The 14302-nt window shown below is 71.8% G+C and carries 11 protein-coding genes and 1 pseudogene; 8 read left to right on the top strand and 4 right to left on the bottom strand.

Annotated features, from left to right (window positions below; all coding sequences use genetic code 11):
• Positions 1–247: 247 nt before the first annotated feature.
• Positions 248–695, bottom strand: a pseudogene (locus tag AB0F29_RS11825) (alpha/beta hydrolase); the annotation flags it as partial.
• A gap of 256 nt (positions 696–951) precedes the next feature.
• On the opposite strand from AB0F29_RS11825, the gene AB0F29_RS11820 reads away from it, so the two are divergent.
• The 6 genes from AB0F29_RS11820 (at position 952) to AB0F29_RS11795 (ending at position 7543) form a co-directional block, all read left to right on the top strand.
• Positions 952–1359, top strand: coding sequence for a YciI family protein (locus AB0F29_RS11820; RefSeq protein ID WP_361870329.1), 408 nt, complete (start codon positions 952–954; stop codon positions 1357–1359).
• Positions 1360–1366: 7 nt separating this feature from the next.
• A complete protein-coding gene (locus tag AB0F29_RS11815; RefSeq protein WP_361870326.1) occupies positions 1367–2512 on the top strand; it encodes a DUF6596 domain-containing protein in 1146 nt (381 codons plus the stop codon).
• Between the two features lie 354 nt (positions 2513–2866).
• On the top strand, positions 2867–3145 hold the full coding sequence (locus tag AB0F29_RS11810; protein WP_361870323.1) for a polyprenyl synthetase: 279 nt from the start codon (positions 2867–2869) through the stop codon (positions 3143–3145).
• Complete coding sequence (locus AB0F29_RS11805) at positions 3135–4190, top strand: polyprenyl synthetase family protein (protein WP_361870320.1); 1056 nt, start codon at positions 3135–3137, stop codon at positions 4188–4190. Before AB0F29_RS11810 ends, AB0F29_RS11805 begins: the two co-directional genes overlap by 11 nt.
• A 91-nt stretch (positions 4191–4281) precedes the next feature.
• The gene (locus AB0F29_RS11800; protein WP_361870317.1) at positions 4282–5460 is read left to right on the top strand and encodes an oxygenase MpaB family protein; all 1179 of its coding nucleotides are present in this window, start codon (positions 4282–4284) and stop codon (positions 5458–5460) included.
• Positions 5461–5611: 151 nt separating this feature from the next.
• Positions 5612–7543 carry an HtaA domain-containing protein gene (locus AB0F29_RS11795; protein ID WP_361870314.1) on the top strand — a complete coding sequence of 644 codons (1932 nt, stop codon included), beginning with the start codon at positions 5612–5614 and terminating at the stop codon, positions 7541–7543.
• Between the two features lie 102 nt (positions 7544–7645).
• Here the strand turns inward: AB0F29_RS11795 and AB0F29_RS11790 are convergent, their stop codons facing one another.
• Positions 7646–9766 carry a glycoside hydrolase family 6 protein gene (locus AB0F29_RS11790; protein WP_361870311.1) on the bottom strand — a complete coding sequence of 707 codons (2121 nt, stop codon included), beginning with the start codon at positions 9764–9766 and terminating at the stop codon, positions 7646–7648.
• 479 nt (positions 9767–10245) lie between these two features.
• On the opposite strand from AB0F29_RS11790, the gene AB0F29_RS11785 reads away from it, so the two are divergent.
• On the top strand, positions 10246–11382 hold the full coding sequence (locus AB0F29_RS11785) for a PQQ-dependent sugar dehydrogenase (RefSeq protein WP_361870308.1): 1137 nt from the start codon (positions 10246–10248) through the stop codon (positions 11380–11382).
• Positions 11383–11536: 154 nt separating this feature from the next.
• On the opposite strand, the gene AB0F29_RS11780 is transcribed toward AB0F29_RS11785, so the two are convergent.
• Positions 11537–12148 carry a helix-turn-helix domain-containing protein gene (locus tag AB0F29_RS11780; protein ID WP_032752572.1) on the bottom strand — a complete coding sequence of 204 codons (612 nt, stop codon included), beginning with the start codon at positions 12146–12148 and terminating at the stop codon, positions 11537–11539.
• 156 nt (positions 12149–12304) lie between these two features.
• Between AB0F29_RS11780 and AB0F29_RS11775 the strand changes: the two genes are divergently transcribed.
• Positions 12305–13222 (top strand): LysR family transcriptional regulator, encoded by a 918-nt coding sequence (locus AB0F29_RS11775; RefSeq protein WP_361870305.1) that lies wholly within the window; start codon positions 12305–12307, stop codon positions 13220–13222.
• A gap of 23 nt (positions 13223–13245) precedes the next feature.
• On the opposite strand, the gene AB0F29_RS11770 is transcribed toward AB0F29_RS11775, so the two are convergent.
• Positions 13246–14274: an aminoglycoside phosphotransferase family protein gene (locus tag AB0F29_RS11770; RefSeq protein ID WP_361870302.1), complete on the bottom strand. Its 1029-nt coding sequence runs from the start codon at positions 14272–14274 to the stop codon at positions 13246–13248.
• Positions 14275–14302: the final 28 nt, after the last annotated feature.

Below are 14302 nucleotides of genomic sequence, written 5' to 3'. Positions count from 1 at the left end.
CATTGCTGACATTTGATCGATTCGGTCGACCGGGCCAGCGGCATGCCGGAGCCTCGGCAGCGGTCAGGGCGTTCAGGCCCACAGCACGCGCGGGACCAGTGAGGCCGATCAGGAGGGTGAGGGCGCCGGCCGTCTTGAGCGACGCCAGCCGGCGGAACCAGGTGCCGGGGACGCGCCCACCTCGTTGCGCGTGAACGTCAGCACGGCGGAGGCGTGCGAGCGCGAAGGCGAGAAGGACGCGGACCGCGGCGTACCGGATGGGCGTCACCGTCTCCACCGCCTCCTGTAGGAGGTGGTGGAGGGTCAGCCGGTTGACCAGTGCCGGCTTCTCCAGCGGGGCCAGGTGGCGGGGGAGGACGCCCCGGGAACGACAGCCTGCTCGGCGTCCGGGACCGCGCGGTACACGGCCGTCGTGTGCATCAGCGTCATCAGGTCGTCATCACCGACCATGACGAGGATGGGCGCCTCGGACGCGGGCCGTGTCCTGGTACGTCAGCGGCCCCGCGACGTCAGCCGTGTGCCCGTGGGCGCTCCGTTCCGGGAGATACCCGCGGTGGGCGGCGGCGAGGTCGGATCGCTGCGCTCCCCGCGTGTCGTTGGTGCAGGAGCCGCCGTGCGGCAGCACCAGCGGGTCGTCGGCCCTCCTCAGTCTCGTAGCAGGTCCTGACGCCGGGCAGATCCGCGTGCTCACCCATCGTTCCGGGCCTCCCCGGGGCCGTCGTCTTCGTGCTCCCCGTCTCCGGTCAGTCCGCGTCGCGGTCCTGTGGGCCGCATGCGGAGTCCGTGCGGTCACGTCCGTGGGCCCGCGCGAGCGGGGATCGCGGGCTCGTGTCCGGCCCGCCGAAAAGATTTCGAGAGGTTTTCGGGCGACGATGTCGAGAACCCGCATCCGGCTCCGTCCCTGGAGTGAAAGCGGCCACAATGGGCCGCACAGCACCGAGGAGTAACACCATGGCCAAGTACCTTCTGCTCAAGCACTACCGCGGAGCCCCGGCCTCGGTCAACGACGTACCGATGGACCGGTGGACGCCCGAGGAGATCTCGGCGCACGTGCAGTACATGCAGGATTTCGCGGACCGGCTGGAGAAGACCGGGGAGTTCGTCGACGGCTCGGCGCTCGCCCCCGACGGCGCGTGGGTCCGGTACGACGGCGAGGGCCACCCGCCGGTCACCGACGGGCCGTTCGCCGAGACCAAGGACCTCATCGCCGGCTGGATGATCATCGACGTCGACGGCTACGACCGCGCCGTCGAACTGGCCGGGGAGCTGTCCGCCGCTCCGGGGGCGGGCGGGAAGCCCATCCACGAGTGGCTGGAGGTCCGCCCGTTCCTGTCCGCGCCGCCCACCGTCACGGAGTGACGCCACGATGAACGAGGCCCTCCTGCGGAGCCTCACACCGAGCGTCCTCGGAGTCCTCGTCCGCCGCGGAGCAGATTTCGCGGCGGCCGAGGACGCCGTGCAGGACGCCCTGGTCGAGGCAGTGCGCGTATGGCCGGACGAGCGACCGCGCGACCCGAAGGGCTGGCTGGTCACCGTGGCCTGGCGGCGGTTCCTCGACGCCACCCGGGCGGAGGCCGCCCGGCGCCGGCGGGAGGACCTCGTCGACGAGGAGCCCTCGCCCGGCCCCGTGCCGGCGGTGGACGACACGCTCCAGCTCTATTTCCTGTGCGCCCACCCGTCGCTGACGGCGTCGTCCGCCGTCGCGCTCACCCTGCGCGCCGTCGGCGGGCTCACGACGCGCCAGATCGCCCGGGCCTATCTGGTGCCCGAGGCGACCATGGCGCAGCGGATCAGCCGGGCGAAGCGCACCGTCTCCGGCGTGCCGTTCGATCAGCCCGGCGACGTCGCCACCGTGCTGCGCGTCCTCTATCTCGTCTTCAACGAGGGCTACTCCGGCGACGTCGACCTCGCCGCCGAGGCGATCCGGCTCACCCGGCAGCTCGCGGCAGCGATCGACCACCCGGAGGTGGCGGGGCTGCTCGCCCTCATGCTGCTCCACCATGCCCGCCGCGCCACCCGGACCGCACCCGACGGGAGCCTGGTGCCGCTCGCCGAGCAGGACCGGGTCCGCTGGGACACCGGAGCGATCGCCGAGGGCGTCGAGATCCTGCAAGGGGCCCTCGCCCGCGACCGGCTGGGCGAGTTCCAGGCCCAGGCCGCCATCGCGGCGCTCCACGCCGACGCGCCGACCGCCGGGGAGACCGACTGGGTGCAGATCGTCGAGTGGTACGACGAACTGGCGGCCCTGACCGACAGCCCGGTCGTCCGGCTCAACCGTGCGGTGGCCGTCGGCGAAGCCGACGGACCGCGCGCCGGGCTGGCCGAACTCGCAGCGCTGAGCGACGCGTTGCCCCGCCACACGGCGGTGGCGGCGTATCTCCACGAGCGCGACGGCGATCTGCCGGAGGCGGCCCGACTGTACGCGGAGGCCGCTCACCGGGCCCCCACGCTCGCCGAGCGCGACCACCTCACGCGCCAGGCCGCCCGGTTGAACGCCGGTCTTCGGCGCTGACGGATCGACCGCGCCCACCACGTCCGAAGGTGCGCGGCCGGTCCGTCGTACGCCTCAGACGCGGCAACGCGACACAGCTCCGGCGGACGGTCTCGCGCGCCCACGGCGCACCGCCGTACTGGCGGAAACCACAAGACCGCGGCCTCCTCCCCGTGGCACGACGGGTCGGGGACCTCCCGCGACTGCGGCGGCGGCAACGACTGCGACTGCGACTGCGACTGCGACTGCGAACCGTACGGTCGAGCGAGTAGATCACTCGATCGTGACTTCCGCTCCTTCGGCTCCCTGTGCGTCGCGATGCTGTGGGGCGGGCGCGCGACCCGCGCCGTCGGCAATTGTGGGGTGGGGAGAGGCATGACGCGAGAAGCGGGACGTGACGGGGACCTGGACGAGCGGGTGGTCCTGCTCGTGGCGGGGGCGGCCGATCTGGCGGTGAGCACGGTGGGTTCGGCCCTGGGAGCGGTGCGCGGGCTGCTGCGCCGCTCGGACGCCGCGGAAATGGCGGCGGACGCCGAGCACGAGCTGATGGCGCGCGGGCGCCTGGTGCTGGGCAGGTACGCCGCCCCGCCGCCGGCCCATCTGGAGCTGCTCGCCCGGCAAGCCGTCGCCCGGCGGGCCGCCGATGACGCCTGACCGCTGGGATGCGGCCGCGTTCAAGCTCCGGGTCGACGAGGTGCTGCACCCGTTCGTCGCCCGGGAGGCCGAGCTGTTCGCGGCGATCGACCCATCCCTGACCCCGGTGGCCGAGCAGGTGGAGGCGGTCGTCGCGGACGGCAAAAGGCTGCGAGCGGCGTTCTGTTACTGGGGCTGGCGGGCGGCGGGGCAGCCGGACAGCGACGCTCTGGTGCGGGCCGCGGCCTCCCTGGAGATGATCCACGCCGCCGCTGTCGTGCACGACGATCTCATCGACGACAGCGCGCTGCGGCACGGCCGCCCCACCGCGCACATCGCTCTGCGCGGCGCCGTGCGCCGTCGCCCGCGTTCCGTCGCCGCCGCCAGGTCGCTGGCGATGCTGGTGGGCGATCTGCTGATGGGGATGGCCGGGCAGCTGTTCACCACCAGCGGTCTGCCCGCCGCCTATCTGGGCCGGGCCCGCCCGTTGTGGACGGTGCTGGGCCGGGAGCTGATCGCGGGCGAGTGCATGGAGATCCTGCGCACCGGGGCGGAGCCTGACACCGCGGCCTCGCTGAAGGTGATCCGGTACAAGACCGCCAAGTACACCGTCGAGCAGCCCCTGTTGATCGGTGGGGCGCTGGCCGGGGCAGGCGGTCGGCTGTGCGAGGGCTACTCCGCCTACGGGCTGCCGCTGGGCGAGGCCTTCCAGCTGAGGGACGATCTGCTCGGGCTGTTCGGAGACCCGCGACGCACCGGCAAGGCCAATGCCGACGACGTGTGCGGCCACCGGCCCACGACCCTGCTGGCGGAGACCTGGCGGGTCGCCGGTGACGACGACCGTGACCGGCTACGGGCCCTTCTGGGCCGGCGCGACCTGGACGAGGACGGGCTCAACGCGGTGCGCGACGTCATGCGCAGGCTGAAGACCCCCGGCCTCGTCGAAGACATGATCACGGCGCGCGTCGAGGAAGCCCTCGACGCCCTCCATGAGCTGGACATGCCGTCACACGCGGCCGACGCCCTGACGGCGCTGGCGAACTCGGCGACCGTCCGACTGTCCTGACTCCTCTCCCGCCCGCCCGCCGCACACACGCACACACGCACACACGCACACCGCACCGCACCGCACCGCACCGAGAACTAGGAAGTCCGTCTTGACCTACACCGAGGCTTCAATGAACGCTCTGCGGCAGGGCGGTGACGAACTGGCCGACGCCACCGTCGCCGCGCTCTTCGAACGCGGAGAGGTGGGCACGTTCAACACACTGATGCGCTACGTCTCCACCGCCGGCGCTCCCCTGCCGGACGGGCTGCCCGATGTCGCCCGGGAATACCTTCAGGCCACAAGCGCTCCGCCGGCCTGGGTCGACTGGGAGGAGATGGAGAAGGCCCGGCTGTTCTTCATCGACAACAACGTGCATATTTCCACCGCACTGTCGTTCGCCTCCATGCCGGCCTGCTATGTGGTCCCACACGTGGCGAAGCTCCTCTCCGCCACCCACGGGCTGAAATACCCCTCCAAACGGATGGCGGAGACGGGCCAGTTCACCGTCTATCTGATGCGGCCCGATGCCTTCGAGGCCGGGGGCCGCTTCCTCCCCGCCGCCCAGAAGGTCCGCCTTCTGCACGCGTCGATCCGCCATCACCTCCTGCGCGAGAAGCGGTGGGACACTGACGCGCTCGGGACGCCGATCTGCCAGGAGGACATGATCGGCGGGCAGATGTTCTTCTCGCTGCTCGTGCTCGACAGCCTCCACCGTCTCGGCATCCACATGTCGGAGGAGGGCGCGGCGGCCTACTACTACGCCTGGCGCGTGGTCGGCGCGATGCTGGGCGTCAGCCAGGAGGCCGTCCCCCGGACCCTGGACGAGGCACGCCGGTTCCTCGACCTCTACATGATCCGGCACATGGGGCCTTCCGAGGAAGGCGCGCTGCTGACCCGACAGCTCATCGACCTCTACGAGGAGGTCGTACCCGGGACCCTCTTCGACCCGATCGTCTCCGCGCTCATCCGGCACCTGGTCGGCTCCACCTGCGCCGACTGGCTCCAGGTGCCCCGCACCTCGTGGGACACCGTCGTCAAGGCCGTGCCCCACCTCCTCGGCGTCCTGGAGACCGTCGAGGACCGTTCCCCCCTCGGCGCCTGGGCCCTGGACCGTCTCGGTCACCTCACCACCGTCCTCGAACTGTCCTCCCTCACCCGTGGACGCGTGATGCACTACGCCATCCCCGAACAGCTCAAGCAGGAGTACGGCGTCTCCCCCGGGCCGTCCCGCGCCCGCCGCTGGAGTCCGCCCGCCGTCACCGTCCCCGGCCACACCCCATCGTCGTGACAATTAGGTAAGCCTCACCTAATATGCGATGTGTCGTCTTCGGGTCCCCACACGCCGAGAAGCCGGTCTCCCCCCTTCTTTCGTTCGCCTCCCGGGAACGGCTCCGTCCAGACGTGCGCCGTGCCCCTCCCCCGAAGGAGACATGCAGCGCATGTCCATGCCCCGCCGCGGCCGCCTGGCCGCTCTTGCCGCCCTGACCGTCGTATCCGTGGGCGCCGGCGTCCTCGCCGTTCCCGCCTCCGCCGCCACTCCGGGCATCCACGCAGCCCAGCGGGCCGAGGCCGGCGGTACCACGTCCGCGGCCTCCCCGATCCTGGTGTCCGGCCGGTCCTCGTGGGGCTTCAAGGACTCCTGGGTCCGCTACGTCACCGGCGCGGGCGGCTCGGTGAACGTGGCCGACGGCGCGACCGCGGACGCGACCGGACGGGTCGGCTATCCCGTCAAGCACGGATCGGTGGACCCTGCCAAGCTCTCCGCCGATGTTCGCTTCGGCGGCTCGGTCACCTACGCGGTCCCGAGTCACGGGATAACCGCCATCACGCTCGCCAACCCTCGTGTCGTCCTCAAGGACGGCAAGGGCACGCTCCACATGGACGTAACGACCGACATCGCCGCCGGCAAGGCCCCGGTGACCACGCCCGGCGTGCCGCTCGCCGCGCTCACCGCGTCCGCCGACGCGCTCGACGGAACCGTCCTGGACTGGACGGGCATCACGGCCACGCTCACCGTCGAGGGCGCGGCCATCTTCGCCTACCAGGGCCGGCCCATGTACGCGGTCGGCACGGCGCTGGACCACCTCGCCATCAGCGGCGGCGTCAGCGTCCCCACCCTGACGGTCAGCCAGGTCACCGGCCTGGGCGCCGAGAACGAGGTCACCGTCAGCGGCAAGGGCTACCAGCCCGGGCGCGGCGTGTATCTGGCCCAGTCCATAGCCCTGCCCGGCACCACCTACCCCAGTGTCTTCGGCAACGCGGCGTACGTCCGTCAGGTCGGCGCGGACGGCACCTTCAGCGTCACGCTGAAGCTCACCGAGACCTTCGCCCCCTCCGGGGCCCCCGTCGTCGACTGCCGCGCCACCGCCTGCTTCGTGACGAGCTTCAACTCGCACGACGGCAGCGACTCCACCTGGATGCCCTCCCGGGCCCAGGACGTCGCCCAGCCGCTCAAGTTCGGCGTCGAGGTCCCTGCCGCCACCGTGACACGGCACCCCGCGTCGCGTACCGTCCGCTCCGGCGCGACCGGCACGTTCACCGCCGCCGCGACCGGCGCGGACTCGGTCCGCTGGGAGCGCAGCACCGACCGTGGCGCGACCTGGAGCACCGTCGCCGGAGCCGCCACGACGACCCTGTCGGTCAAGGCGTCGGCCGCGCTCAACGGCCACCGCTACCGTGCCGTCTTCGTCAACACGTCCGGTGCGACGACCACTTCGGCCGCCGCTCTCACGGTGTCCGCGGTGCCCGCCCGGATCGTCTCCTTCAACGCCTCTCCCGAGCCGGTCGGCAAGGGTGGCAAGCTGAAGGTGGTCGCCACGCTCCAGACCGTCGGCGCCACGGACAACGTCTGGCGGCCGCTGGCCGAGGCGCCCGTCGTGATCGAGTTCCGGGCGAAGGGCGGCAAGACCTGGAGCCGGGCCGCCACGGTCAGCACCACCGGCAAGGGCGTCGCCTCGGCATCGGTCACCGCCGTCAAGGACGGTACCTGGCGCGCCCGTTACGCGGGGACCGCCGACCGCGCCGCGGCCGTCAGCACCTCCGACAACGTGGACGTCAAGCTGCGGACCGCCGTCTCCGGCTTCAACGCCTCCCCCGAGCCGGTCCGCAAGGGGCGCACCATCACCGTCAAGGGCACCCTGCGCAGCCTGGACGGCACCTGGAAGAACGCCTCCGGCCAGTTGGTGATCGTCCTGTTCAAGGCCGACGGCTCCAGCAAGTGGAGCAAGTCGGCGACCGTACGCACGAACGGCAAGGGCGTTTTCTCGAAGGGGTTCACCGCCAAGAAGGACGGCACCTGGAAGGCGCAGTTCAAGGCCACGTCGTCACGTCTGGGCACGATCGGCTCCGGCGACCGGGTCGACGTGCGCTGACCCGGTTCCGGTCCGTCCCGGCCTCCGCGCCGCTGCCCCTCTCCCGTCGTCCGGGGAGAGGGGCAGCGGCAGTGCCGGGAGCCTTGCCGGTGGTGGAGCGGGTCAGGGGGCGGCGCCCCAGGCGAGCGTGGAGCCGGTGAAGACGCCGATCCTCGGGGCGTCGGCGAAGGCCGTGTTGGTGGAGCGGCTGTAGTCGTCGCTCTCCTGGAACGCCGACCAGTCGCTCTTGTTGAGCCGCAGTTGGATCTCCCCGGTCGTGGCGCCCGCCGCGAGGCTGCCGGCGCCGAAGCCGACCTCCAGGTAGTGGCCGGCGCCGGTGGCCGGTGTGCTCACCGGTCGGACGCCGTGCGTCACGCTGCCGCAGCCCAGCACCGCGTAGTCGCAGGCGGTGGCGAAGGTGCTGGCGCCACCTTCGGAGGTGAACCAGTAGCGGGCCGTGACCGTGGACAGGTCGATCGCGGCCGAACCGGTGTTGACCAGGCGGAGGGACATCCGGATCTGGTTGTCGGTCGGAGAGCCGTCGGTGTTGCGGTATTCGGCTTTGAGCGCGCCCGTTCCGGTACCGCCGCCCGCCTCGGTGGTGACCTGTGCGGCCGGGGTCCCGGCCGAGAGGTTGCCTGCGGCGTCCTTGGCCCTGACCGAGTAGCTGTAGGCGGTCGAAGCGCTCACGCCGGTATCCGTGTAGGTCGTCGTGGCCGTGGTCCCCACCCGGGTGCCGTCGCGGAGGACGTCGTATCCCGTGACGCCGGTGTCGTCCGTGGACGCCGTCCAGGCGAGGGTGACGCTGCTGCTGGACTTGGCCGTCACCCGCAGGTTCGTGGGCACGGTCGGCGCCTGTGTGTCGTCCTCGCCTCCGCTGCCGCCGTCCAGCGGCGGGTGGGCGTTGCGGAGCAGTTCCTGGAACTGTCCGGAGAACCAGTGCCCGGCCACCGGGGAGTCGGGCAGTGCGCCCGTGAGGTTGAAGCCGTTGCGGCCGTTGCCGGTGTACGTCGGGTCGCACATCCGGTCGAAGCCCTTGCCCTCGTCGTTGTCCCTGGGCTCGCTGCTGCCGTCGGACTCACCCGGGGGCTTGGCCCAGACGTACGCGTCGATCCCCGGCTCGGGGGCGGTCGTGGGGCGCTCGCCGATGCCCGCGCCGCTCTGGTTGCACCAGTTGCCGGCGTGGATCCGCCGGTCGGTCCGGCCACCGTCGACATAGGCGTCGGCGCTGGTCAGCGGTCCGGGGCCGGCGGGCCGGGAGGAGCCGCCCCAGCCGTTGCGGGCGGTGTCGATGAGCATGCCGATGTCGGAGGCGAAGCCCTGCCGGACCAGTTCCGTACGCAGGGCCTTGGCGAACGAGAGTTCGTCCACGTAGTAGTTCCAGTCCACCCAGCGCGACTGGCGCACCGTGGTCCCGTTCACGGAGTCGGTCACCGCGAAGTGCGGCTCCTGGAGCGCCGAGTAGTTGGCCGTGTTCACGATGAAGCCGTGCACGTCGGAGACGGTGGCGCCCTCCGTCGTCGCGGCCTTCTTGAACTGCTGTGCCGCGGGGACGAAGTTGGAGTCCCAGCCGAGCCAGCCGTGGTGGGCGGCGTCGACGTAGTTGTAGACGTTGGGCAGGGCGCCCAGGGTGTGCAGGGCGTATCCGATGCCCTTCTCGTAGTTGCCGTTGGCCTTCATCGTGGCGCACTCGGGGGTGGAGCCGGCGGTCCCTCCGGCGTTGGTGACCAGGTTGGGCAGCGAGTCCGGTTCGATGAGCGTGACGATGCGCAGGCTCGCGTAGGCGGGGTCGCCGAGGATGCCGGCGATGGGGTCGATGTAGTCGTCCTTGTAGCGGCTCAGCTCGGTGGGGCCGAGTTCACCGTTGGAGGCGAGGGCGGCGCAGTCCCGGCCGGGGAGGTTGTAGATGACGACCTGGAAGAGGTCGGCTCCCTGGCTCACGGCCGTGTCGAGGTGCGCGCGCAGGCCTCGCGCGCCGGGTGTGCCGCCGATCGCGGCGATGCGGTCCATCCAGACGAAGGACGGCTCGTCCGCGACGACGTCGCCGCCGGGCTCGGCGGCGGCCTTGGCGGACCAGTCGGGGTTCACGTACGCGGTGGCGCCCGCGTAGGGGTTGTCGACGCGGTCGGCGGCCGACGCCTGTCCGGGTACGGCCACCGCGAGTGCGGCGCCCATGACCAGTGCGGACAGTGCGGCGGCCGCTCTTCTGCGGAGTGCGTGCGGGGTGGTGCCTCTGCTTCTCATTGCGGCTCCGTGCTCCTCTCGTAACGCCCGTCGGGGGTGGCGACGGACGGGTTCAGGGGTCCGTGACGCTCAGGAGGTAGGGGATTCGAGTGGGGAAGCGTGCGTGTGGGAGCGCTCCCAAACTGGCGTGGCATTCAACGACTGTCAAGCGATGCAGCGCAATTACGTTGCACGAAGGCGTAGTTGGAAGACATTGGAGCGCTCCCATCAGCGACCGAACAGCGGTACGTGTAGATCCCCGGCTATGTTCGCGTCGACGATTGGCCGACTACCGACTCGCGGAGTGCGCGAGCACCGCCGCGGGAGAAAACGCCGCAACGCTGGTCTAGGCCAGACCACGTCCGTCCCCCTATCCTCGCCTGTAGCCGGTGACACACCCAACTCCCCCACCCAGGTTGCCTGCCGGCTCGTGCCCCCCACTCAACTCCGCTCGAGCAGCCGGGTGACCTCCCCCCCTTCGCCGCCTCCAGGAGGCCACGGTGAAATTTCGCACCAGAAGCTCGGCGATCATCGGCACTCTCTGCCTCGTCACGTCACTGGCGTTGGCCACGGCGTCGGCCGACGAGCCCGCCTCCCCGGTTCAGCCGGTGAACGCGTCCCTGACCGAAGTGGCCAGGGCCCAGAGCCCGTCCGCCGGGGCGGCCGGGCCCGATGACACCCTGTGGATCGCCGAACGCGCGGGCACCGTAAGGGTGCTGGACGATCAAGGCCTCGGCGCACCCGTGCTCGACATCTCCGCGGAGACCACCACGGACGGCGAACGCGGCCTGCTGGGTGTCGCGTTCGACAAGACGTTCGCGCACTTCTACATCTCGTTCACGGACCTCGAAGGCACCAGCACGGTGGACGAGTTCGCCGTGGAGGACGGCCGGCTCCAGCCGGAGAGCCGGCGCACCGTCCTGACCCAGACGCAGCCGTACGCGAACCACAACGGCGGGGACATCAAGTTCGGCCCCGACGGCTATCTGTACATCGCCTTCGGTGACGGCGGCGCGGGCGGCGACCCGCACGGCAACGGGCAGAAGCTCGACACGCTGCTCGGCAAGCTGCTGCGGATCGACCCGAGCGGAGGCGAACCGTACGCGATCCCGGCGGACAACCCGTTCGTGGACGACGCGAACGCGAAGGACGAGATCTGGTCCTACGGGCTGCGCAATCCGTGGCGGTTCTCCTTCGACGCGGGCACGGGCGACCTGCTGATCGGCGATGTCGGCCAGAGCGACTGGGAGGAGATCGACTGGGCCCCGGCGGACAGCGAGGGCGGCGAGAACTACGGCTGGTCCTCCATGGAGGGCACCCACCCCTTCCGGGGCGGCACGGAGCCGGCGAACCACGTCCCGCCGGTCCACGAGTACGACCGTACGGGCCTCGGCTGCTCGGTGACCGGAGGATTCGTCTACCGCGGCGACGCGCTCCCGGACCTTCGGGGGAGCTATGTGTTCAGCGACTACTGCGACGGCACGCTGCGTACGCTCCAACTGGAGAACGGCGAGGTGACCGGCGTAGGCGACCTCGGAGTCAGCGGCGGCGAGGTCATCTCGTTCGTCGAGGGCGGTGACGGCGAGCTGTACGTCCTCGGCAGCGCCGGCGCCGTCTCACGCGTCGACCCCGCGTGAGTCGCTGAGACCCACGGGCTGTCAGCTGCGCGGACCGGTGCCCGGGGCCCGCCGATCGTCATGATCGGCGGGCCCCCGCCCCATGGTCCGGCCGTACGCCAGGGGCGGTGGTCCGACCGTACGTCAGGCACTCCGACGCGCCGTCCCGCACGCGTCACGGGAGGCTCGGCCCTGGCGGGGCCGGGCGGTTCGTCCTCTCCGCGCCTTCGCCGCGCTGATGGCCACGGCGGGCGTCCCGGTCGAAGATGCCCAGCAGCTCGCACGGCCCGCCCTCGGCGCCGATCGCGTGCGGGAGCATCGTGGGGAACTCCGCCGCCTGGTTCGTCTCGATCCGCAGGCGCCGGTTGCCCAGAAGCAGGATCGCGGTGCCGGAGAGGACGACGAGCCACTCGCGGCCCGGATGCGCGCGCAGCCGGGAGGGGTTGTCGGGCGGCGGCTCGGTCAGGCGCTGACGGATGACGGTCATGCCGGGTTCCGCCTTGATGGGCCACCGCAGCTGGCCGTGGGCCCCGTCGGCCGTCGGGTTGGAGACGATGTCGTCGGAGGCCGTCTCGACCAGCTGGTCGAGGGAGGTGTCCAGGGCGCGGGCGAGCGTGACCAACTGGTCCAGGGCCAGCCGGCGCCGGCCGTTCTCGATGCGGCTGAGCGTGGACTGGCTGACCTTCGCGCGGGCGGCGAGCTCTTCCAGGGACCAGCCCTGGGCCACGCGCAGGGCGCGGATGCGTTTGCGTACCAGGCTGTCCAGCTCACCATCTTCTTGCGTCATAGGCATGAGCCTATGCCACGGGCGCAAGGCGCGCTCAGCGTCGATCTCTCACTCCTGGGCCTCGTCCCCTCACCCGAGGCGCCCACGTCGCGGACGTACGCCTGTTGATACGCGGTGAGCCACAACCCATGGTTGTGGGCGCATAGGCTTCAGGGTGTGGACATCGAAGCCGTGCGCACGTTCGTCACCGTCGCGGACACCGGACAGTTCCGGGAAGCCGCCATGGACCTGCGCATCAGTCAGCAGGCCGTCTCCAAGCGCGTGGCGGGCCTGGAACGCGTGCTCGGGGTGACGTTGTTCGTCCGCGGAGCGCGCCCCACTCCGGACGGGCAGGCCTTCCTGCCGCACGCCCGCGAGGTGCTGCGGGCCGTGGAACGGGCCGTCGCCTCGGTACGCCCCGGGGACCGGGTGCTGCGTGTGGACGTGCTCCACCGGCGCATCGCCCCGGCGCTGGCCGTACGCGGCTTCTACCAGGCCCACCCCGGCACGGACCTCGACGTGGTGACGCTCGCGGACGCGAACGTGGCCGGGGCGGCCGAGGCTGTGCGGGCCGGCGAGATCGACGCGACCTTCCGCGCCGTGCCCGGGGGCGCGCTGCCCGACGGGGTCAGCGCCGAACGCGTCCTGGACGATCCGTTGCAGCTCCTCGTCGGACCGCGCCACCCGCTGGCCTGCGCCCGGTCGTTGGCCCCGGCGGACCTGGCCGGGCACCGGATCTGGATCCCGGGCATCAAGCAGGGCACCGAGTGGGCCGCCTACTACGACCGGCTCGCGGAGGACTTCGGTCTGCGTATCGACGCCGTCGGGCCCGACTTCGGGACCGAGGCGCTGATGGACTCGATCGCCGACTCCGACGCGCTGGCCACACTCGTCGGCTCCCGGGACCGATACGTGTGGCCGGCCTCGCACGATCTGCGGCGGATCCCTGTCGTGGGTCCGACTCCGGTCTATCCGCACGTGTTCTTGTACCGGACGGGCAATCCGCACCCGGTCCTTGCGGCGCTGCGCAGGTACCTCGCGCAGGTACGGCCGACGCCGCCGGCCGACGCGTGGACACCGGGCTGGGCCCGCTGACGCCGTGCGGCGAACCGCCTCGGTCAGGGGCGTCGCGCGGGGACGGGCCGGAGCCCGGGCCAGCGGGCGAGCATCCGCCGGCGCATGTCCGCGCAGAGGGTGCTCAGTCCGCTCGGACCATCGCGGCCGGCGGTCATGCCGCCGACGACACCGAGCCGGTGGACGAGGCGTTGACGGGCCGCCACGGTGCCCCACTTCCAGTCGCGGACCGGGATCCGGGCCAGGTGATCAGCGCCTTCGCGGTTGGCCCGCGGGACCAGGGCGTCGCCCCGGATCAGCCGGCCGGCGCAGAAGTCGGTGAGGTCGCCGTGGAGTTCGTCGCCGGCCTCGGCGCGCCACGCCGTGCGGTAGGCGGTCTCCGCCCGTTCCAGCAGCGGGGCCGGGGCCGCGGTGACACACCAGCAGGTCGGGAAGCCGATGCGCAGGTAGGCGAGCTCCACCAGCCCACTGCCCAGTGAGGCCTGTTCGAAGTCGATGAACCGGGTCCCGCCGGTGGTGTGCAGGTCGTTGCCGGGGCACGGGTCGCCGTGGAGCAGGGCGTGCCCGGGCGCCCGGGCGAGCCGGTGCACGAGGCCGTCGAGCTCGCCGGGCACGCCGGGAGGGACGGGAGCGTCGAGAGCGGCGGCCGGCCGGAGGAAGGAGGCTGCGTCGGCGGCGTCCGGGCCCTGCCAGCGGGGCAGCACTCCGGCGTGCTCGGGACGGGCGACGGCATGCAGCCGGGCCAGTGCCGCCGCGTAGTCCACGATCCAGTCGCCGGAGGGTGGTCGGTGGTCCAGATGTTCCAGGACCAGCACCCGGTTGTCGGGGGCGGTGCCCAGGAGTGCGGGCACCACGGCCGGGTCGGCTCCGGCGGCGAGACGCAACGCGGCCAGTTCACGGGCGTAACGCTCGTCGGCGTCGGGACCGTCAACGATCTGCTTCACCACCACCGGCGTCCCGGCCGTCTCCACCCGCCACACCCGTGAGCGTGGGCTGCTGCTCAGCCGCCGGGAACGTCCGGGCGCGCCCAGTCCGGTCCGGCTCTTCTCCGTGCCGCCCGCGGGTTCAGGCACTCCTCCGGGCCGCGTCGCGCCGTACGGT

Origin of the sequence: Streptomyces sp. NPDC026589 (assembly GCF_040638385.1) — a bacterium.
Classification (GTDB): domain Bacteria; phylum Actinomycetota; class Actinomycetes; order Streptomycetales; family Streptomycetaceae; genus Streptomyces.
Note: the sequence above shows the minus strand (reverse complement) of the source record. Positions and strands in the feature narration are given on the sequence as shown.